Annotated in this window: 26 protein-coding genes; 14 read left to right on the top strand and 12 right to left on the bottom strand. The window is 64.3% G+C overall.

The window, feature by feature from the left end:
• Positions 1–11 precede the first annotated feature (11 nt).
• Together M6E97_RS29430 and M6E97_RS29425 are read left to right on the top strand one after the other, a co-directional pair.
• Positions 12–623 carry a superoxide dismutase gene (locus M6E97_RS29430; protein WP_009315925.1) on the top strand — a complete coding sequence of 204 codons (612 nt, stop codon included), beginning with the start codon at positions 12–14 and terminating at the stop codon, positions 621–623.
• Between the two features lie 18 nt (positions 624–641).
• Positions 642–1,574: a ZIP family metal transporter gene (locus M6E97_RS29425; RefSeq protein ID WP_003120918.1), complete on the top strand. Its 933-nt coding sequence runs from the start codon at positions 642–644 to the stop codon at positions 1,572–1,574.
• Between the two features lie 96 nt (positions 1,575–1,670).
• On the opposite strand, the gene M6E97_RS29420 is transcribed toward M6E97_RS29425, so the two are convergent.
• The 10 genes from M6E97_RS29420 to kdsD all read right to left on the bottom strand — a co-directional run bounded on the left by M6E97_RS29420 (position 1,671) and on the right by kdsD (position 8,757).
• Positions 1,671–1,943, bottom strand: coding sequence for an HPr family phosphocarrier protein (locus M6E97_RS29420; protein WP_003094362.1), 273 nt, complete (start codon positions 1,941–1,943; stop codon positions 1,671–1,673).
• A 29-nt stretch (positions 1,944–1,972) separates the two neighbouring features.
• Positions 1,973–2,833, bottom strand: coding sequence for an RNase adapter RapZ (gene rapZ / locus M6E97_RS29415; protein ID WP_003094361.1), 861 nt, complete (start codon positions 2,831–2,833; stop codon positions 1,973–1,975).
• Between the two features lies 1 nt (position 2,834).
• Entirely contained in the window at positions 2,835–3,299 is a 465-nt protein-coding gene (gene ptsN / locus M6E97_RS29410) for a PTS IIA-like nitrogen regulatory protein PtsN (RefSeq protein WP_003098853.1), read from the bottom strand.
• Between the two features lie 13 nt (positions 3,300–3,312).
• Positions 3,313–3,621 (bottom strand): ribosome hibernation-promoting factor, HPF/YfiA family, encoded by a 309-nt coding sequence (gene hpf, locus M6E97_RS29405; RefSeq protein ID WP_003094359.1) that lies wholly within the window; start codon positions 3,619–3,621, stop codon positions 3,313–3,315.
• 77 nt (positions 3,622–3,698) lie between these two features.
• Positions 3,699–5,192, bottom strand: coding sequence for an RNA polymerase factor sigma-54 (locus M6E97_RS29400; RefSeq protein ID WP_003094357.1), 1,494 nt, complete (start codon positions 5,190–5,192; stop codon positions 3,699–3,701).
• A 225-nt stretch (positions 5,193–5,417) separates the two neighbouring features.
• The gene (lptB, locus tag M6E97_RS29395; RefSeq protein ID WP_003094355.1) at positions 5,418–6,143 is read right to left on the bottom strand and encodes an LPS export ABC transporter ATP-binding protein; all 726 of its coding nucleotides are present in this window, start codon (positions 6,141–6,143) and stop codon (positions 5,418–5,420) included.
• Positions 6,143–6,670 carry a lipopolysaccharide transport periplasmic protein LptA gene (gene lptA, locus M6E97_RS29390; RefSeq protein WP_003120916.1) on the bottom strand — a complete coding sequence of 176 codons (528 nt, stop codon included), beginning with the start codon at positions 6,668–6,670 and terminating at the stop codon, positions 6,143–6,145. Before lptA ends, lptB begins: the two co-directional genes overlap by 1 nt.
• Positions 6,657–7,229 (bottom strand): LPS export ABC transporter periplasmic protein LptC, encoded by a 573-nt coding sequence (lptC, locus tag M6E97_RS29385; RefSeq protein WP_003094353.1) that lies wholly within the window; start codon positions 7,227–7,229, stop codon positions 6,657–6,659. The genes lptA and lptC overlap by 14 nt, the downstream gene beginning before the upstream one ends.
• Before the next feature lie 8 nt (positions 7,230–7,237).
• Positions 7,238–7,777 carry a KdsC family phosphatase gene (locus M6E97_RS29380; RefSeq protein WP_003094350.1) on the bottom strand — a complete coding sequence of 180 codons (540 nt, stop codon included), beginning with the start codon at positions 7,775–7,777 and terminating at the stop codon, positions 7,238–7,240.
• Positions 7,777–8,757: an arabinose-5-phosphate isomerase KdsD gene (gene kdsD, locus M6E97_RS29375; RefSeq protein ID WP_003094347.1), complete on the bottom strand. Its 981-nt coding sequence runs from the start codon at positions 8,755–8,757 to the stop codon at positions 7,777–7,779. Before kdsD ends, M6E97_RS29380 begins: the two co-directional genes overlap by 1 nt.
• Positions 8,758–9,170: 413 nt before the next feature.
• Here kdsD and M6E97_RS29370 point away from each other — a divergent pair, with 413 nt between their 5' ends.
• From M6E97_RS29370 to hisC, 10 genes are all read left to right on the top strand, one after another.
• Positions 9,171–9,980 carry an ABC transporter ATP-binding protein gene (locus M6E97_RS29370; protein ID WP_003094343.1) on the top strand — a complete coding sequence of 270 codons (810 nt, stop codon included), beginning with the start codon at positions 9,171–9,173 and terminating at the stop codon, positions 9,978–9,980.
• Complete coding sequence (gene mlaE / locus M6E97_RS29365) at positions 9,980–10,777, top strand: lipid asymmetry maintenance ABC transporter permease subunit MlaE (protein WP_003094341.1); 798 nt, start codon at positions 9,980–9,982, stop codon at positions 10,775–10,777. The genes M6E97_RS29370 and mlaE overlap by 1 nt, the downstream gene beginning before the upstream one ends.
• Positions 10,778–11,251, top strand: coding sequence for an outer membrane lipid asymmetry maintenance protein MlaD (mlaD, locus tag M6E97_RS29360; RefSeq protein ID WP_003094339.1), 474 nt, complete (start codon positions 10,778–10,780; stop codon positions 11,249–11,251).
• 11 nt (positions 11,252–11,262) lie between these two features.
• Complete coding sequence (locus tag M6E97_RS29355; RefSeq protein WP_003094337.1) at positions 11,263–11,910, top strand: MlaC/ttg2D family ABC transporter substrate-binding protein; 648 nt, start codon at positions 11,263–11,265, stop codon at positions 11,908–11,910.
• Entirely contained in the window at positions 11,907–12,215 is a 309-nt protein-coding gene (locus M6E97_RS29350) for an STAS domain-containing protein (RefSeq protein ID WP_003094335.1), read from the top strand. Before M6E97_RS29355 ends, M6E97_RS29350 begins: the two co-directional genes overlap by 4 nt.
• A gap of 116 nt (positions 12,216–12,331) precedes the next feature.
• Positions 12,332–12,571: a BolA family protein gene (locus M6E97_RS29345; protein ID WP_003094334.1), complete on the top strand. Its 240-nt coding sequence runs from the start codon at positions 12,332–12,334 to the stop codon at positions 12,569–12,571.
• A gap of 20 nt (positions 12,572–12,591) precedes the next feature.
• Positions 12,592–13,857: a UDP-N-acetylglucosamine 1-carboxyvinyltransferase gene (murA, locus tag M6E97_RS29340; RefSeq protein WP_003094332.1), complete on the top strand. Its 1,266-nt coding sequence runs from the start codon at positions 12,592–12,594 to the stop codon at positions 13,855–13,857.
• 17 nt (positions 13,858–13,874) lie between these two features.
• A complete protein-coding gene (gene hisG / locus M6E97_RS29335) occupies positions 13,875–14,510 on the top strand; it encodes an ATP phosphoribosyltransferase (protein WP_033938744.1) in 636 nt (211 codons plus the stop codon).
• A 125-nt stretch (positions 14,511–14,635) separates the two neighbouring features.
• Positions 14,636–15,958, top strand: coding sequence for a histidinol dehydrogenase (gene hisD, locus M6E97_RS29330; protein WP_023912399.1), 1,323 nt, complete (start codon positions 14,636–14,638; stop codon positions 15,956–15,958).
• 2 nt (positions 15,959–15,960) lie between these two features.
• Positions 15,961–17,016 (top strand): histidinol-phosphate transaminase, encoded by a 1,056-nt coding sequence (gene hisC / locus M6E97_RS29325; protein ID WP_003141292.1) that lies wholly within the window; start codon positions 15,961–15,963, stop codon positions 17,014–17,016.
• A 42-nt stretch (positions 17,017–17,058) separates the two neighbouring features.
• Here the strand turns inward: hisC and algW are convergent, their stop codons facing one another.
• A complete protein-coding gene (gene algW / locus M6E97_RS29320) occupies positions 17,059–18,228 on the bottom strand; it encodes a Do family serine endopeptidase AlgW (protein ID WP_003134756.1) in 1,170 nt (389 codons plus the stop codon).
• 116 nt (positions 18,229–18,344) lie between these two features.
• Here algW and M6E97_RS29315 point away from each other — a divergent pair, with 116 nt between their 5' ends.
• Positions 18,345–19,103: a Nif3-like dinuclear metal center hexameric protein gene (locus M6E97_RS29315; RefSeq protein ID WP_003094318.1), complete on the top strand. Its 759-nt coding sequence runs from the start codon at positions 18,345–18,347 to the stop codon at positions 19,101–19,103.
• Here the strand turns inward: M6E97_RS29315 and mltB are convergent.
• On the bottom strand, positions 19,090–20,193 hold the full coding sequence (gene mltB / locus M6E97_RS29310) for a lytic murein transglycosylase B (protein ID WP_003094315.1): 1,104 nt from the start codon (positions 20,191–20,193) through the stop codon (positions 19,090–19,092). The two genes, M6E97_RS29315 and mltB, sit on opposite strands and share 14 nt — an antisense overlap.
• A 344-nt stretch (positions 20,194–20,537) precedes the next feature.
• On the opposite strand from mltB, the gene cysD reads away from it, so the two are divergent.
• Positions 20,538–21,455, top strand: a complete 918-nt coding sequence (gene cysD, locus M6E97_RS29305) for a sulfate adenylyltransferase subunit CysD (protein WP_003094311.1) — start codon at positions 20,538–20,540, stop codon at positions 21,453–21,455.
• Positions 21,456–21,463 lie beyond the last annotated feature (8 nt).

Here is a 21,463-nt window from a genome sequence, read left to right as displayed (position 1 = left end):
GGAGAGTTTCCATGCCCCACGCCTTGCCGCCCTTGCCCTACTCCTACGATGCCTTGGAACCGCACATCGATGCGCTGACCATGGAGATCCACCACAGCAAGCACCACCAGACCTACGTGAACAACCTGAACGCCGCGCTGGAAGGCACGCCCTATGCCGAGCAGCCGGTGGAAAGCCTGCTGCGGCAACTGGCTGGTCTGCCGGAGAAGCTGCGCACCCCGGTTGTCAACAATGGCGGTGGGCATGCCAACCACTCGCTGTTCTGGACCGTGATGTCGCCCCAGGGCGGTGGCCGTCCCGATGGCGACCTGGGGCGGGCCATCGATGAGCAGCTCGGGGGCTTCGAGGCGTTCAAGGATGCGTTCACCAAGGCTGCGCTGACCCGCTTCGGCAGCGGCTGGGCCTGGCTCAGCGTGACTCCCCAGGGCAGCTTGCTGGTGGAGAGCAGCGGTAACCAGGACAGCCCGCTGATGAACGGCAATACGCCGATCCTCGGCCTGGACGTATGGGAGCACGCCTATTACCTGAAGTACCAGAACCGCCGCCCGGAATACATCGGCGCTTTCTACAACGTGATCGACTGGCGGGAGGTCGCGCGTCGCTATGCGCAAGCCCTGGCCTAATACTACCCGTGATGCGAGATGGCTGGCCGGCAGCCTGGCGGTGCAGCGATGAAGGCGTTGCTCCATGGCATCGCCGAAGGTAACGGGCGGACGCTGCGCAACCTGCTGGGCCTGCTGATCTTCATCGGCGGCGGCTACCTGCTCGGCCGCCACGCCCTGTTGCTGGCCGAGCTCAACCTGCCGGCGCCCATCGTGCTGGCGTTGAAAGGCGGCCTGCTCTGCGCCTTCGGTACCGCTCTCGGGGCGATGCCGGTGCTGGTGGTGAAGACCATGCCGGCGCGCCTGTCGGATGCGCTGCTGGGCTTCGGTGCCGGCGTGATGCTCTCGGCGACGGCCTTCTCGCTGATCATGCCGGCGCTATCCGCGGCCGGCGACCTCGGCTACTCGAAGTTCGGCGCGGGGTTCCTGGTCAGTTTCGGCCTGGCGGTCGGCGTGATGGGGCTGTTCATCCTCGGCCGGCTGATGCCGGACGTCCATCCCGGTTGCGAGGGCGCGCCACTGTCCGGTGGCATTCCCCCGCGCATCCTGCTATTCGTCACGGCCATCGTCCTGCACAACATCCCCGAAGGCATGGCGGTTGGCGTGTCGGCCGGTGCCGGCCTGGACGAGGCCAACGGCCTCGCCCTGGGCATCGCTCTGCAGGATGTGCCGGAAGGGCTGGTGGTGGCGCTGGTGCTGGCCGGAGTCGGTATGTCGCGTTTCAAGGCGATGCTGGTCGGTGCCGCGTCGGGCCTGGTCGAGCCGCTGTTCGCGGTGCTCTGCGCCTGGCTGGTCGGCCTCTCCGCGCTGCTCCTGCCCTGGGGGCTGGCCGCCGCGGCGGGAGCGATGCTCTTCGTGGTCACCCACGAGATCATTCCCGAGTCCCACCGCCAGGGACATGCCGCCGAGGCTACGCTGGGCCTGGTGTTCGGCTTCTGCCTGATGATGGTGCTGGATACCGCGCTGGGCTAGGGGACTCATCCGACCCGCGCTGAATTGACGCCGGCCGCAATCGCCGGAAAGGAAAAGCCGCCAGTTGGCGGCTTTTTCGTTGTCGCTGGGAAGAGGCTACTCGCCTTCGTCGAAACGGTTGTTGATCAGTTCGACCAGCGCGTTCAACGCCTCGTCTTCCTGTTCGCCTTCGGTATGCAGGTGCAGGTTGGTGCCCTTGCCGGCAGCCAGCATCATCACGGCCATGATGCTCTTGCCGTCGACGCAGCTTTCAGGATTGCGGCCGACCCGGACCTGGCAAGGGTAGCGCCCCGCGACGCCGACGAACTTGGCCGCCGCGCGGGCGTGCAGACCGAGCTTGTTGATGATGGTGATCTCGAGGGCGGGCATCTTGGGGAGTCTGTCCTTCTTGTTATGGGCTAGCTGCTGAGATCGCGGTGGCGAATCTGCACGTTCTTCAGGGAATCCCTGAGTGCAGCGCCAATCCGCTCGGCGAGGTAGACCGAACGATGGTGCCCGCCGGTACAGCCTATCGCAACTGTTACATATGAGCGGTTACTGGCGGCGAAGCGCGGCAACCATTTGTTCAGGTAGCCGACGATGTCCTGGTACATTTCCTCGACGTCCGGCTGGGCGGCCAGATACTCGCGGACTTCCGGCTCCAGCCCCGAATGATCGCGCAACTCGGGCTTCCAGTAGGGGTTCGGCAGGCAGCGCACATCGAACACCAGGTCGGCGTCGACTGGCATGCCGCGCTTGAAGCCAAAGGATTCGACGAGGAACGCGGTGCCGGGTTCCGGCTTGTTCAACAGGCGCAGTTTGATGGTGTCGCGCAACTGATAGAGGTTGAGGCTGGTGGTGTCCAGCTTCAGGTCGGCGAGGTCGGCGATCGGTCCGAGCAATTGGCTCTCGTCGCCAATCGCCTCCGCCAGCGAACGGGTGTCGGTGGTCAGCGGGTGGCGCCGGCGGGTTTCCGAGAATCGTTTGAGCAGCGTCTCGTCGTCGGCGTCGAGATACAGCACATCGCAGTTGATGTGGTTGTCCCGCACTTCCTGCAACAGTTCGGGGAAGCGCTGCAACTGGCTGGGCAGGTTGCGGGCGTCGATCGACACCGCCACCTGTGGCTGCAGTAGCTCCGTGTGCAACAGGGCGCGCTGCGCCAGGTCGGGAAGCAGGCTGGCGGGAAGGTTGTCGATGCAATAGAAGCCGTTGTCTTCGAGGACGTTCAGGGCGGTGCTCTTGCCCGAGCCCGAGCGGCCGCTGACGATGATCAGGCGCATGTCATTGCCCGTTCTGTACGTCTACCACGATCTGATAAAGCGCTTCGGCAGTGGGAGCGCTGCGCAGGCGGTCGCGTACGTCGGCACGGTCGAGCATGGCGGCGATCTGCCGGAGCAGTTCGAGATGTTCTTCGGTCGCGGCCTCCGGTACCAGCAAGACGAAGAGCAGGTCGACCGGCGCGCCGTCCAGCGCGTCGAAGTCCACGGGAGCATCCAGGTGCAGCACGGCGCTGATGGGGCTCTGGCAGCCAGACAGGCGGCAGTGCGGAATGGCGATGCCATTGCCGAAGCCGGTGGAGCCGAGTTTTTCCCGGGCCACCAGGTTTTCGAAGATGGTCTGGGCGTCGAACTCCGGCAGCTCCCTGGCTACCAGGTTGGCGATTTGTTCGAGTACGCGTTTCTTGCTGCCGCCCGGCACGTTCACGAGGGAACGGCCGGGGGTCAGGATTTGCTCAAGTCGGATCATAGGGGAGGGGAGATCAGCGGGCGCCTACGCCTTGCTGCCGTTCGAGATACTTCTCTTTGTGTTTGATCAGTTGACGGTCGAGTTTGTCGATCAGCAGGTCGATGGCCGCGTACATGTCCTCATGTTCCGCATTGGCTACGATCTCGCCACCGGCGATGCGCAGAGTGGCTTCGATCTTCTGCTTCAGTTTCTCGACCTCCATGATCACCTGAACATTGGTGATCTTGTCGAAATGGCGCTCCAGACGGCTCAGTTTCTCGCCGACATAGTCGCGCAGGGCGTCGGTCACATCCAGTTGATGGCCACTGATGTTGACTTGCATACCGCGTTCTCCTTGTTGCCCGTGTGTAAGTGGCAGGTTAGCAACCTGCCTCCGGAACACCTTGGCGTGGATCAACGTCACACCAGTCGCTTGCGCTCGCTCGAAGGGGCTATGCCCAGGGATTCGCGGTATTTGGCGACGGTGCGGCGAGCCACTTGAATGCCCTGTGCCTCCAGTAAACCAGCGATCTTGCTGTCGCTCAATGGCTTTTTCGCATTTTCCGCGGCCACCAGTTTCTTGATGATCGCGCGGATCGCGGTGGACGAGCATTCCCCGCCTTCAGCGGTACTGACGTGACTTGAAAAGAAATATTTCAGCTCGAAAATGCCGCGCGGCGTATGCATGTATTTCTGCGTGGTGACCCGCGAAATGGTCGATTCGTGCATGCCCACCGCTTCGGCGATGTCATGCAGGACCAGCGGCTTCATGGCTTCTTCGCCGTAGTCGAGGAAACCGCGCTGGTGCTCGACGATCTGGGTGGCGACCTTCATCAGCGTTTCGTTGCGGCTCTGCAGGCTCTTGATGAACCAGCGGGCTTCCTGCAACTGGTTGCGCATGAAGGTATTGTCGGCGCTGCTATCGGCGCGGCGGACCATGCCGGCGTAGGTGGCGTTGACGCGCAGGCGCGGCATCGCCTCCTGGTTCAGCTCGACCAGCCAGCGCTCGTTGTCCTTGCGCACGATGACGTCGGGGACGATGTATTCGGCTTCGCTCGATTCGATCTGCGAACCGGGCCGGGGATGCAGGCACTGGATCAGCTCGATGACCTGGCGCAGTTCGTCTTCCTTGAGCTTCATGCGCCGCATCAATTGGCTGTAGTCGCGGCCGCCGAGCAGGTCGAGGTAGTCGGATACCAGGCGCAGCGCTTCGTTCAGCCAGGGCGTGGTGGACGGCAACTGGCGCAGTTGCAGCAGCAGGCACTCGCGCAGGTTGCGAGCGCCGATCCCGGCGGGTTCCAGTTGCTGGATGCGGCGCAGCACGACTTCCACTTCGTCGAGCTCGACGTCCAGTTCCGGATCGATGGCGGCGAGGATTTCTTCGAGGGACTCTTCGAGATAGCCATCGTTGTTGATGCTATCGATGATGGTCACCGCGATCATCCGATCGGTGTCCGACATCGGTGCCAGGTTGACCTGCCAGAGCAGGTGGCTGTGCAGGCTCTCGCCGCTGCTGGTGCGCGCGGTGAAGTCCCATTCGTCATCGTCGTTGCTGGGCAGGCTGCTGGCGCTGGTCTGGTAGATGTCTTCCCAGGCGGTATCCACCGGCAACTCGCTGGGTATGCGTTCGCTCCACTGGTCGTCGTCGAGGCTTTCGACGCTGGGCGTGGCGCTTTCCTGGAGGGGGCTCTCCTGGGGCGCGCTGGCCGCCTGTTCGGCGCCATCGGCGAGGGGGTCGCTGTTGTCGAAATCGTCGCCGTCTTCCTGGCGTTCGAGCATGGGATTGGATTCCAGCGCTTCCTGGATTTCCTGCTGGAGGTCCAGGGTGGATAGCTGGAGGAGGCGTATGGCCTGTTGCAGCTGCGGCGTCATCGTCAGCTGCTGGCCCATCTTGAGGACTAGCGATGGTTTCATGGCTGAGGGCTTAGTACCTTATTCGCTGGTACCGGATGGCACCATCCACTACTACGGGTGCCGAGGTGGCGGCACCGCCAGGAAGCAAATTATATGCCTGAATTTTCGTACTTTGCCTAGGGTTGCTCTGAATAAATCATCCGCTCCAGGCGGCACTCGTGGTTGCGAAACCGCGGGCGAGCGGAACCGCTCCGGCGAGGCCGGAGGGCGCGCTAGGAGATTTCTTCAGAGGCGGAACTCGTGCCCCAGGTAGACTTCCTTGACCAGGTCGTTGGCGAGGATGCTCTCGGCATCCCCCTCCGCGATCAACTGCCCATCATTGACGATATACGCCGTTTCACAGATGTCCAGGGTCTCGCGGACGTTGTGGTCGGTGATGAGGATGCCGATACCCTTCGCCTTGAGGTGATGGATGATCTGCTTGATGTCGCCGACCGAGATCGGGTCCACGCCGGCGAAGGGCTCGTCGAGGAGGATGAATTTCGGCGCGCTGGCCAGGGCGCGGGCGATTTCCACCCGGCGTCGTTCGCCGCCGGACAGGCTCATGCCGAGGTTGTCGCGGATGTGGTGGATGTGGAATTCCTGCAGCAGGCCTTCCAGGGCTTCCTTGCGACCGTTGCGATCGAGGTCGCTGCGGGTCTCGAGGATCGCCATGATGTTGTCGGATACCGACAGCTTGCGGAAGATCGAGGCTTCCTGCGGCAGGTAGCCGATGCCGGCCCGGGCGCGCCCGTGCATCGGCAGGTGGGTGACGTTCTGCTCGTCGATGCGGACCACGCCCTGGTCGGCCTGGACCAGGCCGACGATCATGTAGAAGCAGGTGGTCTTGCCGGCACCGTTCGGACCGAGCAGGCCGACGATCTGCCCGCTATCGATGGACATGCTGACGTCGCGGACGACTTGCCGGCCTTTATAGCTTTTGGCCAGGTGCTGGGCTTTGAGCGTTGCCATTACTGGGCCTTTTTCTTCGGCTGGATGACCATGTCGATGCGCGGGCGCGGGCTGGTCACCTGGGAGCCGGTGGCACGACCCGCGTTGACGATCTGGCGCTGGGTGTCGTAGACGATCTTCTCGCCTTCGAAGGTGTTGCCTTCCTGGATCACCTTGGCCTGGTCGATCAGCACGACCCGGTTCTGCGTGACGAAGTACTGGATGGTCAGGCCATAGGCCTTGGTCACGTCCTTGTCCGGAGCGGGTTTCTGCTCGTAGTAGGCAGGCTTGCCGACCGAGGTCACGACCTCGATGTCGCCGTTCTTGTCCTGCTTCAGGGTCACGGTGTTGCCGGTCAGCTTGGTGCTGCCCTGGGTCACCACGACGTCGCCGCGGTAGACCGCGACGCCCTGCTTGTCGTCCAGTTCGGCGCTGTCGGCCTGGACGCGGATCGGTTGTTCGCGGTCCGAAGGCAGGGCCAAGGCCATGGAGCTGCCGAGGGCGGCAGTCAGACCGAAAATAAGGGGGAGGGTATTAACGAACCTCATGCTGACCTCTTACGTTGGACAGCAGGTGCATCCGGCTGTCTTTCAGATACGCTTTCATTCCAACAGCCGTCGTCACTCCATTGGCCGCGTCGATTTTAACGGCTTGCTCGGTCTGTGCATAATTCTTGTCGGGGAATACGGTCAGCCGAGTGGTGGTCAGGATGCTTGGTTGGCCCTTGGCATCGGTACGTGCGACGCGCACGTCGTCGATGAGTTCGACCTCCTTGCCTTTCGGTCCGACTTCGGCGCGGGCGCTCTGGATGTGCCAGGGTTGCACGTTGCCACGGAAGAGCAGCAGGTCGGGGGTGGTGACGAAAGTGATGTCCGTGGCTTTCTGGTGCTCCAGCTTCACCGCGGTCATCTCGTAGTCGAGGCTGCCGTCCTCCTGGTACTGGAGGCTATGGGCATTCTCGGCATAGTAGTCGATGGTGTTGTCCTGGCCGGGGCGGGTCGGCTGTTCGTTGAACAGCTCGAGCCCGACGTTCCAGTAGTAGCCCGCGACGATCAGCAACAGGGCGATCAGGGCGAGCAGCAGTTTCTGGCGTAGTGTCTTCGGCATGGTCGGCTCTACAGATAGGCGCCCTGGGCGGCTTCGAGCGTACCCTGGGCGCGCATGATCAGTTCGCAGAACTCGCGGGCGGCGCCTTCGCCGCCGCGGGCCGCGGTGACGCCATGGGCATGCTGGCGCACGAACGGGTCGGCACTGGCTACCGCCATGCCCAGGCCGACGCGGCGGATCACCGGCAGATCGGGCAGGTCGTCGCCAAGGTAGGCGACTTGCTCATAGCCTAGTCCGAGTTCGCCGAGAAGTTCGTCGAGGACGGCGAGCTTGTCTTCCCGGCCCTGATAGAGGTGCTGGATGCCCAGGTTGCGCGCGCGCCGTTCGACCACCGGAGTGTCGCGGCCGGTGATGATGGCGGTGCGCACGCCGGAGGCGATGAGCATCTTGATGCCATGTCCGTCCAGGGTGTTGAAGGTCTTGAACTCGCTGCCGTCGACGAGGAAATACAGCTTGCCGTCGGTCAGCACGCCGTCGACGTCGAAGATCGCCAGGCGTATCCGGCGGGCCCGGACCGGGAGTTCCGCGGCCGAATGGGTATCGCTCATTACATCACTCCTGCGCGCAACAGGTCGTGCATGTTCAGGGCGCCGACCGGACGGTCGTCCGCGTCGACCACCACCAGTGCGCCGATCTTGTTGTCTTCCATGATCTTCAGGGCTTCCGCGGCGAGAATTTCGGCGCGGACGGTCTTGCCGTGGACGGTCATCACCTGGTCGATGGTGACCTGGCGGACGTCGATGCCCCGATCCAGGGCGCGACGCAGGTCGCCATCGGTGAAAATGCCGGCAAGCTTGCCGTGTTCGTCGAGCACTACGGTCATGCCCAGGCCCTTGCGGGTCATTTCCATCAGCGCGCCGGTCAGCGAGGTGCCGAGCAGCACCTGCGGCAGCCCTTCGCCGACGTGCATGACGTCTTCCACCTTCAGCAGCAGTCGGCGGCCCAGCGCACCGCCCGGGTGCGAGAAGGCGAAGTCTTCCGCGGTAAAGCCGCGAGCTTCGAGCAGGGCGATCGCCAGGGCGTCGCCGAGGACCAGGGTTACGGTGGTGGAGGAGGTCGGGGCCAGGTTCAGTGGACAGGCTTCCTGGCCGACACTGGCGTCCAGGTTCACTTCCGCAGCCTTGGCCAGGGGCGACTCGGGGTTGCCGGTCATGCTGATCAGGGTGATGCCCAGGCGCTTGATCAGAGGCAACAGGGTGACGATTTCGGCAGTCGAGCCGGAGTTGGACAGGGCGAGGACCACGTCGTCCTTGGTGATCATGCCCATGTCGCCGTGGCTGGCCTCGGCCGGATGCACGAAGAAGGAGGGGGTGCCGGTGCTGGCCAGGGTAGCGGCGATCTTCTTGCCGATGTGGCCGGATTTGCCCATGCCGACGACGACGACCCGGCCCTTGCCGGCCAGCAGCAGTTCGCAGGCCTTGACGAAATCGTCGCCAATCCGCGCCAGCAGGCTGTCTACCGCGTCGCGCTCGAGGCCGATGGTGCGCTGGGCGGAATGGATGAAATCGAGGTTCTGGCTCATGTTCAACGAATGTGGCGCCTGGATTAAAGGCGGGATTATAACGGGAAAGCGTGTCCCGCTTACACCAGCCATGCTGTGAAGTCGGTCCGCATCCCCCGCGGCGCAATGTTGTATGCACTGCAATGCTCTGTTACGCCGCCGTTATCTGCACTCCGCGCTATGACTGCATAAATGTCGATATATTCGACGTCGACGCGATTTTTTTCTGTCCGTAGTGAACCTGAAGTGTGCGATATGTCCTAAAGGGCTGAGAGAACGCTCCGAACAAGCTGAATCCAAGCTGAACGGCACGGTGCCAGGCCTTGGGCCAGAACCCGCCGCAGTGCTATAGTCCGCGCCCATTCGACCCCTCCCGGATGCGTGCCTTTGCAACGGGGCAAGGCGTCCAGCATGGACGGGTCGCATCGCAAGGAGTCCTGATGAGCACCGATAGTGCCTACGCGGTCGAGTTGAAGGGCCTGACCTTCAAGCGCGGATCGCGGGCGATTTTCGACAACATCGATGTGCGTATCCCGCGCGGAAAGGTGACCGGCATCATGGGCCCGTCCGGTTGCGGCAAGACCACGTTGCTGCGGCTGATCGCCTCCCAGTTGCGTCCTTCGAAGGGGGAGGTCTGGGTCAACGGGCAGAACCTGCCGCAGCTTTCGCGCGGCGACCTGTTCGACATGCGCAAGCAGTTCGGCGTGCTGTTCCAGAGCGGGGCGCTGTTCACCGATCTCGACGTCTTCGAGAACGTCGCGTTTCCGCTGCGCGTGCATACCCAGCTGCCGGAAGAGATGATCCGCGACATCGTCCTGATGAAGCTTCAGGCCGTCGGCCTGCGCGGCGCCGTGGAACTGATGCCGGACGAGCTTTCCGGCGGCATGAAGCGCCGCGTCGCCCTGGCCCGGGCGATCGCCCTGGACCCGCAGATCCTGCTCTACGACGAGCCGTTCGTGGGGCAGGATCCGATCGCCATGGGCGTCCTGGTGCGCCTGATCCGCCTGCTCAACGATGCCCTCGGCATCACCAGCATCGTGGTTTCCCATGACCTGGCCGAGACCGCCAGCATCGCCGACTACATCTATATCGTCGGCGACGGCCGGGTACTTGGCCACGGGACGCCGGACGTCCTCAAGGAAACCGACGATCCTCGTATCCGCCAGTTCGTCAAGGGAATCCCGGATGGTCCCGTTCCGTTCCATTATCCGGCCCGCGACTACCGGGCCGACCTGCTGGGAGAGCGCTGATGCGTAGAGTCTCTCCCCTCGAACGTATCCGCCTGTTCGGCCGCGCCGGCCTGGACGTGGTCGCCGCGCTCGGCCGCTCGACCCTGTTCCTCGGCCACGCCCTGCTCGGCCGGCGCACGCCAGGCACCGGTTTGCACCTGCTGGTGAAGCAACTCTACTCGGTAGGCGTGCTGTCGCTGGCGATCATCGTCGTCTCGGGCCTGTTCATTGGCATGGTGCTGGCCCTGCAGGGCTACAACATCCTGATTTCCTATGGTTCCGAGCAGGCGGTCGGGCAGATGGTGGCCCTGACCCTGCTGCGCGAACTGGGGCCGGTGGTGACCGGCCTGCTGTTCGCCGGCCGTGCCGGCTCTGCGCTTACCGCGGAAATCGGCAACATGAAGGCCACCGAACAGCTTTCCAGCCTGGAAATGATCGGTGTCGACCCGCTCAAGTACATCGTCGCGCCGCGCCTGTGGGCCGGTTTCATCTCCATGCCGCTGCTCGCCGCGATCTTCAGCGTGGTCGGCATCTGGGGCGGGGCGATGGTCGCGGTCGACTGGCTGGGCGTATACGAGGGGTCGTTCTGGGCGAACATGCAGAACAGCGTGCAGTTCACCGAGGATGTGCTCAACGGCGTGATCAAAAGTATCGTATTCGCCTTCGTGGTGACCTGGATCGCGGTCTACCAAGGCTACGACTGCGAGCCGACCTCGGAAGGAATCAGCCGGGCGACGACTCGGACCGTGGTCTATGCCTCCCTGGCGGTGCTGGGGCTCGATTTCATTCTGACTGCTTTGATGTTTGGAGATTTCTGAATGCAAACCCGCACCCTGGAAATCGGTGTCGGCCTGTTCCTCCTGGCCGGCCTGCTGGCCCTGTTGCTGCTGGCCCTGCGGGTCAGCGGCCTGAGCGTGGGCAACGCCGGCGATACCTACAAGGTCTACGCCTACTTCGACAACATCGCCGGTGTTACCGTGCGCGGCAAGGTCACCCTGGCCGGCGTGACGATCGGCAAGGTGACGGCGGTCGACCTGGATCGCGACAGCTACACTGGTCGCGTGACCATGGAGATCAACCAGAACGTGAACAACCTGCCGGTCGATTCCACGGCGTCGATCCTGACCGCCGGCCTGCTGGGCGAGAAATACATCGGCATCAGCGTCGGCGGCGACGAGGACGTTCTGAAGGACGGCAGCACCATCCACGACACCCAGTCGGCGCTGGTGCTGGAAGACCTGATCGGCAAGTTCCTGCTGAACTCGGTTAACAAAGACGAAGCCAAAAAGTGAGGTTTTCTTCCATGCTGACTCTTCTGCGTCGCGGCCTGCTGGTGTTCCTGGCGGCTTTCCCGCTGCTTTCCATGGCGGCGCCGACCCCGCAACAGGTGGTGCAGGGCACGGTCGACGAGCTGCTTTCCGACATCAAGGCCAACAAGGCCGCCTACAAGGCCGATCCGCAAAAGCTCTACGCCACTCTCGACCGTATCCTCGGGCCGGTGGTCGATGCCGAGGGCATCGCCAAGAGCGTGATGACCGTCAAGTATTCGCGCCAGGCCTCACCCGAGCAGATCAAGCGCTTCGAGGAAGTGTTCAAGAACAGCCTGATGCAGTTCTACGGCAACGCGCTGCTCGAATACGACAACCAGGACATCCGCGTGCTGCCTAGCTCGGCCAAGCCGAGCGACGATCGCGCCAGCGTCAACATGGAGATCCGTGACAGCAAGGGCACGGTCTACCCGGTCTCCTACACCATGACCAACCTGGCCGGTGGCTGGAAGGTCCGCAACGTGATCATCAACGGCATCAACATCGGCAAGCTGTTCCGCGACCAGTTCGCCGACACCATGCAGAAGAACCGCAACGACCTCGAGAAGACCATCGCCGGCTGGGGCGAGGTGGTCGCCAAGGCCAAGGAAACCGCGAAAGCGGAAGAGGCCGGGGCGAAATGAGCCAGGCCAGCCTGCGCGAAGGCGCGGCCGGCGAACTGCAGCTCGCCGGCGTGCTCGACTACAGCAGCGGGCCGGCGTTGCGCGAGCAGGGCGGTCGGCTGATCCGCGCCAGCCAGGCGGCGGAACTGGTCGTCGACTGCTCGGCGGTGGAGCGCTCCAGCAGCGTGGGCATTTCCCTGTTGCTGGCCTTCATGCGCGACGCACGCAAGGCCGGCAAGGTCCTGAGCGTCAGGGCCTTGCCGGACGACATGCGGGAGATTGCCAAGGTCAGCAGCCTTCTGGAGATCCTGCCTCTGCAGGAATGACCGGCCGGTGGAACGAGCGGCCCTCCGTCTGCGCGTCCCTTCCTGGGGTTCGCAGGCGGAGGGCTTTTTTGTATGATGGCCGACCGTGCGCGTAGGGCGCCCGATTGAGGTTGAGCATGCAGGCCGAAGACGTTAAGAGCCTTCTCCAGGAAAAACTCCCCGGCACCCAGGTGGAAGTCGAGGGCGAAGGGTGCAATTTCCAACTGAATCTGATCAGCGACGAACTGGCCGGCCAGAGCCCGGTCAAGCGTCAGCAGCAGGTCTACGCCCATTTGAACGCCTGGATCGCCGATGGCAGCATCCATGCCGTCACCATGAAATTCTTCAGCCGCGCCGCCTGGGCCGAGCGTTCCTGAGCCCACGGGGGATCATTGCAATGGATAAACTGATTATTACCGGCGGTAACCGCCTCGATGGCGAAATCCGCATTTCCGGCGCGAAGAACTCGGCGCTGCCGATCCTGGCCGCGACCCTGCTGGCCGATACTCCGGTCACCGTCTGCAACCTGCCGCACCTGCACGACATTACCACCATGATCGAACTGTTCGGCCGCATGGGCGTGCAGCCGATCATCGACGAGAAGCTCAACGTCGAAGTCGACGCCAGCAGCATCAAGACCCTGGTCGCGCCGTACGAACTGGTGAAGACCATGCGTGCCTCGATCCTGGTGCTGGGTCCGATGCTGGCGCGCTTCGGCGAGGCCGAAGTGGCCCTGCCGGGCGGTTGCGCGATCGGTTCGCGTCCGGTCGACCTGCATATCCGCGGTCTCGAGGCCATGGGCGCGCAGATCGAGGTCGAAGGCGGCTACATCAAGGCCAAGGCGCCCGCCGGCGGCCTGCGTGGCGGTCACTTCTTCTTCGATACCGTCAGCGTGACCGGCACCGAGAACCTGATGATGGCCGCCGCGCTGGCCAACGGCCGCACCGTGCTGCAGAACGCCGCTCGCGAGCCGGAGGTGGTCGACCTGGCCAACTGCCTGAACGCCATGGGCGCCAACGTCCAGGGCGCTGGCTCCGATACCATCGTCATCGAAGGCGTGAAGCGCCTCGGCGGCGCTCGCTACGACGTACTGCCCGACCGTATCGAGACCGGCACCTACCTGGTGGCCGCGGCCGCGACCGGCGGCCGGGTGAAGTTGAAGGATACCGATCCGACCATCCTCGAGGCGGTCCTGCAGAAGCTGGAAGAGGCCGGTGCTCACATCAGCACCGGCAGCAACTGGATCGAGCTGGACATGAAGGGCAACCGGCCGAAGGCGGTCAACGTGCGTACCGCGCCGTACCCGGCGTTCCCCACCGACATGCAGGCCCAGTTCATCTCCATGAACGCGGTTGCCGAAGGCACCGGCGCGGTCATCGAGACGGTCTTCGAGAACCGCTTCATGCATGTTTACGAAATGAACCGCATGGGTGCGCAGATCCTCGTCGAAGGCAACACCGCCATCGTCACCGGCGTACCCAAGCTCAAGGGCGCTCCGGTCATGGCGACCGACCTGCGCGCATCCGCGAGCCTGGTGATCGCCGGCCTGGTGGCCGAGGGCGACACCCTGATCGATCGCATCTACCACATCGACCGTGGCTACGAGTGCATCGAAGAGAAACTCCAGCTGCTCGGCGCCAAGATCCGCCGCGTACCGGGCTAGCGGAGGCTGTCGCGCAAATGCTGACCATCGCCTTGTCCAAGGGCCGGATTCTCGACGATACCCTGCCGCTGCTCGCAGCGGCGGGCATCGTGCCGTCGGAGAACCCGGACAAGAGCCGCAAGCTGATCATCCCGACGTCCCTGCCCGATGTGCGCCTGCTCATCGTGCGCGCCACCGACGTGCCGACCTATGTCGAGCATGGCGCCGCCGATCTCGGCGTGGCCGGCAAGGACGTGCTGATGGAGTACGGCGGCCAGGGACTCTACGAACCGCTGGACCTGCGTATCGCCAACTGCAAGCTGATGACCGCCGGCGCCATTGGCGCGCCTGAACCCAAGGGACGCCTGCGGGTGGCCACCAAGTTCGTCAATGTCGCCAAGCGCTACTACGCCGAGCAGGGCCGCCAGGTCGACGTGATCAAGCTGTACGGCTCGATGGAGCTGGCGCCGCTGGTCGGTCTCGCCGACAAGATCATCGACGTCGTGGATACCGGCAATACCCTGCGCGCCAACGGCCTGGAGCCCCAGGAACTGATCGCCACGATCAGCTCGCGCCTGGTGGTCAACAAGGCCTCGATGAAGATGCAGCACGGTTGCATCCAGTCGCTGATCGATACCCTGCGCGACGCCGTCGAGGCGCGACACCGTCACTGATACCCGTGCGGCTCCGCGCCGCACCTGCCTATCCGTGTCATAGCCAAATTTTCTCGGGTGCCCGCACGGTGGGCTTGGTAGTCTAGCGGCGCCCGAGACAACGCCATCCATAAAAGAGGCTCGCTATGACCGCTCCCTTCGCTATCCGTCGACTCAATGCCGCTGATCCGGACTTCGGGCGTCATCTGGATCATCTGCTGAGCTGGGAAAGTGTCTCCGACGATTCGGTCAACCAGCGCGTCCTCGACATCATCGCCGCCGTACGCAGCCGTGGCGACGCCGCCGTGGTCGAGTTCACCCAGCGCTTCGACGGTCTCCAGGCCGCCTCGATGGCTGACCTGATCCTGCCGCGCGAGCGCCTGGAGCTGGCTCTCACCCGCATCACCGTAGCCCAGCGCGAAGCCCTGGAAGTCGCCGCCGAGCGCGTGCGCAGCTACCACGAGAAGCAGAAGCAGGGTTCCTGGCGCTACACCGAGGCCGACGGCACGGTGCTCGGCCAGCAGGTCACCCCGCTGGACCGCGCCGGGCTCTATGTGCCGGGCGGCAAGGCGTCCTACCCGTCCTCGGTGCTGATGAACGCGATCCCGGCCAAGGTCGCCGGGGTGTCCGAAGTGGTCATGGTCGTACCGACCCCGCGCGGCGAGATCAACGAGATCGTCCTCGCCGCCGCCTGCATCGCCGGTGTCGACCGTGTCTTCACCATCGGCGGGGCACAGGCCGTGGCCGCGTTGGCCTACGGCACCGAAAGCGTGCCGCGGGTGGACAAGATCGTCGGCCCCGGCAACATCTACGTGGCCACCGCCAAGCGTCACGTGTTCGGCCAGGTCGGCATCGACATGATCGCCGGTCCCTCGGAAATCCTCGTGGTCTGCGATGGCCAGACCGATCCCGACTGGATCGCCATGGACCTGTTCTCCCAGGCCGAACACGACGAAGACGCCCAGTCGATCCTGGTCAGTCCGGACGCGGCGTTCCTGGACCGCGTCGCGGACAGCATCGCTCGCCTGCTGCCGACCATGGAGCGCGCCGAGATCATCCGCACCTCCCTGGAGGGGCGCGGCGCGCTGATCCAGGTCGCCGACCAGGCCGAGGCCTGTGCGGTCGCCAACCGCATCGCCCCGGAACACCTGGAGCTGTCGGTGGCCGATCCGGAAAGCTGGCTGCCGGAGATCCGCCATGCCGGCGCGATCTTCATGGGCCGCTACACTGCCGAGGCCCTGGGCGACTACTGCGCCGGCCCGAACCACGTGCTGCCGACCTCCGGTACCGCGCGTTTCTCTTCGCCTCTGGGGGTATATGACTTCCAGAAGCGTTCGTCGATCATCAACTGCTCGGCCGAGGGCGCTTCGGTCCTCGGTCGCACCGCTTCGGTGCTGGCTCGCGGCGAGTCGTTGACCGCCCACGCGCGCAGCGCCGAATACCGCATCCTCGACGAGAAGGAGGCCTGAGCATGAGCAAATTCTGGAGTCCCTTCGTCAAGGACCTGGTGCCTTATGTGCCGGGCGAGCAGCCGAAGCTGTCGCGGCTGGTCAAGCTGAACACCAACGAGAATCCCTACGGTCCGTCGCCACAGGCGCTCGCCGCGATGCAGGCGGAACTCAACGACGACCTGCGTCTGTATCCCGATCCCAACGGCGAGCGGTTGAAGCAGGCGGTCGCCGCGCACTACGGCGTACAGGCCAACCAGGTGTTCGTCGGCAACGGCTCCGACGAGGTGCTCGCGCACATTTTCCATGGCCTGTTCCAACACGACCTGCCGCTTCTGTTCCCGGACGTGACCTACAGCTTCTACCCGGTCTATTGCGGCCTGTACGGGGTCGCGCACGAGAAGATCACGTTGGATGAAAGGTTCCGCATCCGCGTCGAAGACTACGCGCGGCCCAACGGCGGAATCATCTTCCCCAATCCGAACGCGCCGACCGGCTGCCTGCTGCCGCTGGACGCCATCGAAGCTATGCTGAAGGCGTCGCCGGATTCGGTGGTGGTGGTCGACGAGGCCTATGTCGACTTCGGTGGCGAGAGCGCCATCGCCCTGGTCGATCGCTACCCGAACCTGCTGGTCACCCAGACGCTGTCCAAGTCGCGCTCCCTGGCCGGCCTGCGGGTCGGCCTGGCGGTCGGCCATGCCGATCTGGTCGAGGCGCTGGAGCGGATCAAGAACAGCTTCAATTCCTACCCGCTGGATCGCCTGGCGATCGCCGGCGCGGCGGCGGCTTTCGAGGACGACGCCTATTTCCGTCGGACCTGCCAGGCAGTGATCGATAGCCGCGAGGCGTTGAGCGCCTCTTTGCAGGCGCTGGGCTTCGAGGTACTACCGTCGGCCGCCAACTTCGTCTTCGCCCGTCATCCGCGGCACGATGCCGGGCAGATTGCCTCGACCCTGCGCGAGCAGGGAGTGATCGTCCGCCATTTCAAGCAGGCGCGGATCGACCAGTTCCTGCGTATCACCATCGGCAGTCCGGAGCAGAACCAGGCGCTACTGGACGCCCTGCACTTCCTCAAGTGATACGAAAACGGCGCCCGAGGGCGCCGTTTTCAATGGCGGGGATCACTCGCCGCCGTCCTGTTTCTGCTGTGGAGCCGGTGCCGGCGGCGGACGCAGGCCGACCTCGGCGGTCAGGTTGACCTTCTGTCCGTTGCGCAGCACCACGATGCTGATCTTCTGTCCCGGACGGGTGCGCGCCACCTGGTTCATCGAGCGGCGGCCGTCGCTGGCTTCCTGCTTGTCGATGGTCAGGATCACGTCGCCCGGCAGCAGGCCGCCGCGCGCCGCCGGACCGTCGCGATAGACGCCGGCGACGACGATCCCTGCGGTTTCGCCGAGGCCCAGGGACTCCGCCAGTTCCGGGGTCAGCGCCTTGACCTCGACGCCGAGCCAGCCGCGGATCACCTGGCCGTGCTCGATGATCGACTGCATGACCTCCAGGGCCAGCTTGGTCGGGATGGCGAAGCCGATACCCTGGGAGCCGCCGGACTTGGAGAAGATCGCCGTGTTGATGCCGATCAGGTTGCCGGCAGCGTCCACCAGCGCGCCGCCGGAGTTACCGGGGTTGATCGCCGCGTCGGTCTGGATGAAGTCTTCGTAGGTGTTCAGGCCGAGCTGGTTGCGTCCGGTGGCGCTGATGATGCCCATGGTCACGGTCTGGCCGACGCCGAACGGGTTGCCGATGGCGAGGCAGACGTCGCCGGTGCGAATGCCGTCGGAGCGGCCGAGGGTCATCGCCGGCAGGTTCTTAAGGTCGATCTTCAGCACGGCCAGGTCGGTTTCCGGGTCGCTGCCGACCAACTGGGCGATGGTCTCGCGGCCGTCGCGCAAGGCCACGATGATCTGGTCGGCGCCAGCGGTCACGTGGTTGTTGGTCAGCAGGTAGCCTTCCGCGCTCATGATCACTGCCGAGCCGAGGCTCGATTCCATGCGCTTCTGTTGTGGCAGGTTGTCGCCGAAGAAGCGGCGGAACATCGGGTCGTCGAACAATGGGTGGGAGGGCTTGCTGACCATCTTGGTGGTGTACAGGTTGGCCACTGCCGGAGCCGCCCGGCTCACCGCATTGGCATAGGACACCGGGCCTTCCTGCAGACGGCTGAGCAGAGGCGCCTGCTCGACGTGCACCTCCTGGCGTGGCAGGCCGACCAGCTCGGGGTTGCGCTGGATGATCAGCAGGGCCAGCAGCACGCCGACCAGCACGGGCCAGCCGAGGAAACGCAGGGCCTTGGGCATCGGGACAATCCTTGGGGTTGCGAGGCCGAAAAGCGGCCGATAAGGTGGCGCCCATTATAGGGGGAAGCCGTCCATTAGAGGAGCGGCGCGCCCTGCCTGAATGAAGAGGAATTTGCATGGCTATCGCCCTGAGCACCCTGGTCGAAGAGGCCGACCGTTATCTGGATGCCGCGCGCATCCAGGACTACTGCCCGAACGGCCTGCAGGTCGAGGGCCGGCCGCAGGTGCGGCGGATCGTCAGCGGGGTCACTGCCAGCCAGGCGCTGCTGGATGCCGCCGTGGAGGCCGACGCCGACGTGGTGCTGGTGCATCACGGCTACTTCTGGAAGGGTGAGAATCCCTGCGTGGTCGGCATGAAGCAACGGCGCCTGAAGACCCTGCTGAACAACGATATCAGTCTGCTCGCTTACCACCTGCCGCTGGATCTGCATCCGGAGGTGGGCAACAACGTGCAGCTCGCCCGGCAGCTCGGCTTCGAAGTGGAAGGGCCGTTGGAGCCGGGCAACCCGCGTTCCATCGTCCTCCTCGGTTCGCTTGCCGAGCCGATGCAGCCTGCCGATTTCGCTCGGCATGTGCGCGATGCGCTGGGGCGCGAGCCGCTGCTGGTCGACGCCGGCCAGCCGATCCGACGCATCGCCTGGTGCACCGGCGGCGCCCAGGGTTATATCGACCAGGCGATAGCCGCCGGCGTCGATGCCTACCTGACCGGCGAGGTTTCCGAGCAGACCGTGCACAGCGCGCGGGAGAACGGCATCAGCTTCATCGCAGCCGGACACCACGCCACCGAGCGCTACGGGGTGCAGGCGCTGGGCGACTACCTGGGCAAGCGCTTCGCCATCGAGCACCTGTTCATCGACTGTCCTAATCCTGCCTGACGACGGAGCGGTGACGCACCCGGTCGACCTCCTTGCCCAGTTCCCAGACAGCCATCGCGTAGTGGGTGCTGTGGTTGTAGCGGGTGATCACGTAGAAGTTCGGCAAGCCGTACCAGTACTGGTAGTTCCTGCCCATGTCCAGGCGCAGCAGGCTGGCTTGCCGGTGCCCGCCGAGCGGACCCTGCGGGCGTAGTCCGGCGGAAGCGAGCACGTCCAGCGGGTACAGCGTCTTGAAGCCATCCTCCAGCGAGGGCGCCCGGCCGCTGGCGGGAACCGCCACGCGATCGCCGTTGACCCAGCCGTGCTGCTTGAAATAGTTGGCGACGCTGCCGATCGCGTCACGCGGATTCCACAGGTCGATATGCCCATCGCCGTCGAAGTCCACCGCGTACTTGGTGAATGAAGACGGCATGAACTGGCCGTAGCCCATGGCGCCGGCATAGGAACCGCGCAGGGCCAGCGGGTCGGTGCCTTCCTTGCGCGCCTGGAGGAGGAATTGTTCCAGCTCGCCGCTGAAGAACTCCGCGCGGCGAGGGTAGGAGAAGGACAGGGTGGACAGCGCATCGATGATCCGCGTCTTGCCCATCACCCGCCCCCAGCGGGTTTCCACGCCGATGATGCCGACGATGATCTCCGGCGGCACGCCGTAGACGCGCGATGCCCGTTGCAGGTCGGTTTCGTATTGGTCCCAGAACAGCACGCCGTTCTGTACGTTGCCTGGCGTGACGAACTTCTTCCGGTAGCGCAGCCAGGCGCCGTTCGGTCCGCTGGGTGGGGTATAGGTCGGGGCTTGCCGGTCCATCAGGCGGATCACCCAGTCCAGGCGCTGGGTCTGGGCGAACAGGTCGTGCAGTTGCTGGCGGTTGAAGCCGTGCTGGCTGACCATCCTGTCGATGAAGCGCTGTGCCGCCGGATTGTTCGCGTAATCGCCGCGCAGCGGCAGTATCGGTTGCACCGACTGGCGTACGGGGCGGGGTGAAATGACGGTGCGGGCCTGGGGTTTGGCGGCGGGTTTCGGTGGTGGCGTCGGTTCGCTGCTGCATGCTGAGACCAGAAGGAACAGGGGCAGGGCGAGGGCGGTACGGCGCATCTGGGGTCTTCTTGGCGGAATGACGATGCCCGCTATGCTAGCGCAGTGCCGCTGGCGTACAAGTCGAGCCGCCGAAAGGGGGGCGGACCGTCTGCTCGCTGTCGCGGCGACGGCTTTGTCCGGTCCGGGACGATGCCGTCTCAGCTTTGTCCGCCCGGTCTGCGAAACGCCCCAGGAAAACCTCTCGACGCCAGTGTTTTCGCCGGCTGCGAGGCTGAGCTCTGATGGCTATATGGGTATATTTTTTCGGTATAAATGGCGAATCTTTTAGAGCCTTGCGCTGTGATAGAGTGCGCGTTCGTCTACGGCCCGACGGCCGTCCATAAGCAATTCCGTGAGTAGCCATGGTCGACAAACTGACGCACCTGAAACAGCTGGAGGCGGAAAGCATCCACATCATCCGCGAGGTGGCCGCCGAGTTCGATAACCCGGTGATGCTGTACTCGATCGGCAAGGATTCCGCGGTCATGCTGCACCTGGCCCGCAAGGCCTTCTTCCCCGGCAAGCTGCCCTTCCCGGTGATGCACGTGGACACCCGCTGGAAATTCCAGGAGATGTACAGGTTCCGTGATCGGATGGTCGAGGAAATGGGCCTGGACCTGATCACCCACGTCAACCCGGACGGCGTCGCCCAGGGCATCAACCCGTTCACCCACGGCAGCGCCAAGCACACCGACGTGATGAAGACCGAGGGACTCAAGCAGGCCCTGGACAAGTACGGTTTCGACGCTGCCTTCGGCGGTGCGCGCCGCGACGAGGAGAAGTCGCGGGCCAAGGAACGGGTCTATTCGTTCCGCGACAGCAAGCACCGCTGGGACCCGAAGAACCAGCGTCCCGAGCTGTGGAACATCTACAACGGCAAGGTGAAGAAGGGCGAGTCGATCCGCGTCTTCCCGCTGTCCAACTGGACCGAGCTGGACATCTGGCAATACATCTACCTGGAAGGCATCCCGATCGTCCCGCTGTACTTCGCCGCCGAGCGCGAGGTTATCGAGAAGAACGGCACGCTGATCATGATCGACGACGAGCGCATCCTCGAGCATCTCTCTGACGAAGAGAAAGCCCGCATCGAGAAGCGCATGGTGCGCTTCCGTACCCTCGGCTGCTACCCGCTCACCGGCGCGGTCGAGTCCAGCGCCACCACGCTGCCGGAAATCATCCAGGAAATGCTCCTGACGCGTACTTCCGAACGCCAGGGCCGGGTCATCGACCATGACCAGGCCGGTTCGATGGAAGAAAAGAAACGTCAGGGCTATTTCTGAGGGTACGC

This window comes from Pseudomonas sp. B111 (assembly GCF_026428275.1).
GTDB classification, from domain to species: Bacteria; Pseudomonadota; Gammaproteobacteria; order Pseudomonadales; family Pseudomonadaceae; genus Pseudomonas; species Pseudomonas aeruginosa.
The sequence above is the reverse complement of the archived record's forward strand: the minus strand, read 5'-3'. Positions and strand labels throughout refer to the sequence as shown.

What these genes read in the sequence shown, in the direction of transcription:
- M6E97_RS29430 (WP_009315925.1), top strand. Translation starts at nt 12, where the DNA reads ATGCCCCACGCCTTGCCGCCCTTGCCCTACTCCTACGATGCCTTGGAA.
- M6E97_RS29425 (WP_003120918.1), top strand. Translation starts at nt 642, where the DNA reads ATGGCTGGCCGGCAGCCTGGCGGTGCAGCGATGAAGGCGTTGCTCCAT.
- M6E97_RS29420 (WP_003094362.1), bottom strand. Translation starts at nt 1,943, where the DNA reads ATGCCCGCCCTCGAGATCACCATCATCAACAAGCTCGGTCTGCACGCC.
- rapZ (WP_003094361.1), bottom strand. Translation starts at nt 2,833, where the DNA reads ATGCGCCTGATCATCGTCAGCGGCCGCTCGGGCTCGGGCAAGAGCACC.
- ptsN (WP_003098853.1), bottom strand. Translation starts at nt 3,299, where the DNA reads ATGATCCGACTTGAGCAAATCCTGACCCCCGGCCGTTCCCTCGTGAAC.
- hpf (WP_003094359.1), bottom strand. Translation starts at nt 3,621, where the DNA reads ATGCAAGTCAACATCAGTGGCCATCAACTGGATGTGACCGACGCCCTG.
- M6E97_RS29400 (WP_003094357.1), bottom strand. Translation starts at nt 5,192, where the DNA reads ATGAAACCATCGCTAGTCCTCAAGATGGGCCAGCAGCTGACGATGACG.
- lptB (WP_003094355.1), bottom strand. Translation starts at nt 6,143, where the DNA reads ATGGCAACGCTCAAAGCCCAGCACCTGGCCAAAAGCTATAAAGGCCGG.
- lptA (WP_003120916.1), bottom strand. Translation starts at nt 6,670, where the DNA reads ATGAGGTTCGTTAATACCCTCCCCCTTATTTTCGGTCTGACTGCCGCC.
- lptC (WP_003094353.1), bottom strand. Translation starts at nt 7,229, where the DNA reads ATGCCGAAGACACTACGCCAGAAACTGCTGCTCGCCCTGATCGCCCTG.
- M6E97_RS29380 (WP_003094350.1), bottom strand. Translation starts at nt 7,777, where the DNA reads ATGAGCGATACCCATTCGGCCGCGGAACTCCCGGTCCGGGCCCGCCGG.
- M6E97_RS29370 (WP_003094343.1), top strand. Translation starts at nt 9,171, where the DNA reads ATGAGCACCGATAGTGCCTACGCGGTCGAGTTGAAGGGCCTGACCTTC.
- mlaE (WP_003094341.1), top strand. Translation starts at nt 9,980, where the DNA reads ATGCGTAGAGTCTCTCCCCTCGAACGTATCCGCCTGTTCGGCCGCGCC.
- mlaD (WP_003094339.1), top strand. Translation starts at nt 10,778, where the DNA reads ATGCAAACCCGCACCCTGGAAATCGGTGTCGGCCTGTTCCTCCTGGCC.
- M6E97_RS29355 (WP_003094337.1), top strand. Translation starts at nt 11,263, where the DNA reads ATGCTGACTCTTCTGCGTCGCGGCCTGCTGGTGTTCCTGGCGGCTTTC.
- M6E97_RS29350 (WP_003094335.1), top strand. Translation starts at nt 11,907, where the DNA reads ATGAGCCAGGCCAGCCTGCGCGAAGGCGCGGCCGGCGAACTGCAGCTC.
- M6E97_RS29345 (WP_003094334.1), top strand. Translation starts at nt 12,332, where the DNA reads ATGCAGGCCGAAGACGTTAAGAGCCTTCTCCAGGAAAAACTCCCCGGC.
- murA (WP_003094332.1), top strand. Translation starts at nt 12,592, where the DNA reads ATGGATAAACTGATTATTACCGGCGGTAACCGCCTCGATGGCGAAATC.
- hisG (WP_033938744.1), top strand. Translation starts at nt 13,875, where the DNA reads ATGCTGACCATCGCCTTGTCCAAGGGCCGGATTCTCGACGATACCCTG.
- hisD (WP_023912399.1), top strand. Translation starts at nt 14,636, where the DNA reads ATGACCGCTCCCTTCGCTATCCGTCGACTCAATGCCGCTGATCCGGAC.
- hisC (WP_003141292.1), top strand. Translation starts at nt 15,961, where the DNA reads ATGAGCAAATTCTGGAGTCCCTTCGTCAAGGACCTGGTGCCTTATGTG.
- algW (WP_003134756.1), bottom strand. Translation starts at nt 18,228, where the DNA reads ATGCCCAAGGCCCTGCGTTTCCTCGGCTGGCCCGTGCTGGTCGGCGTG.
- M6E97_RS29315 (WP_003094318.1), top strand. Translation starts at nt 18,345, where the DNA reads ATGGCTATCGCCCTGAGCACCCTGGTCGAAGAGGCCGACCGTTATCTG.
- mltB (WP_003094315.1), bottom strand. Translation starts at nt 20,193, where the DNA reads ATGCGCCGTACCGCCCTCGCCCTGCCCCTGTTCCTTCTGGTCTCAGCA.
- cysD (WP_003094311.1), top strand. Translation starts at nt 20,538, where the DNA reads ATGGTCGACAAACTGACGCACCTGAAACAGCTGGAGGCGGAAAGCATC.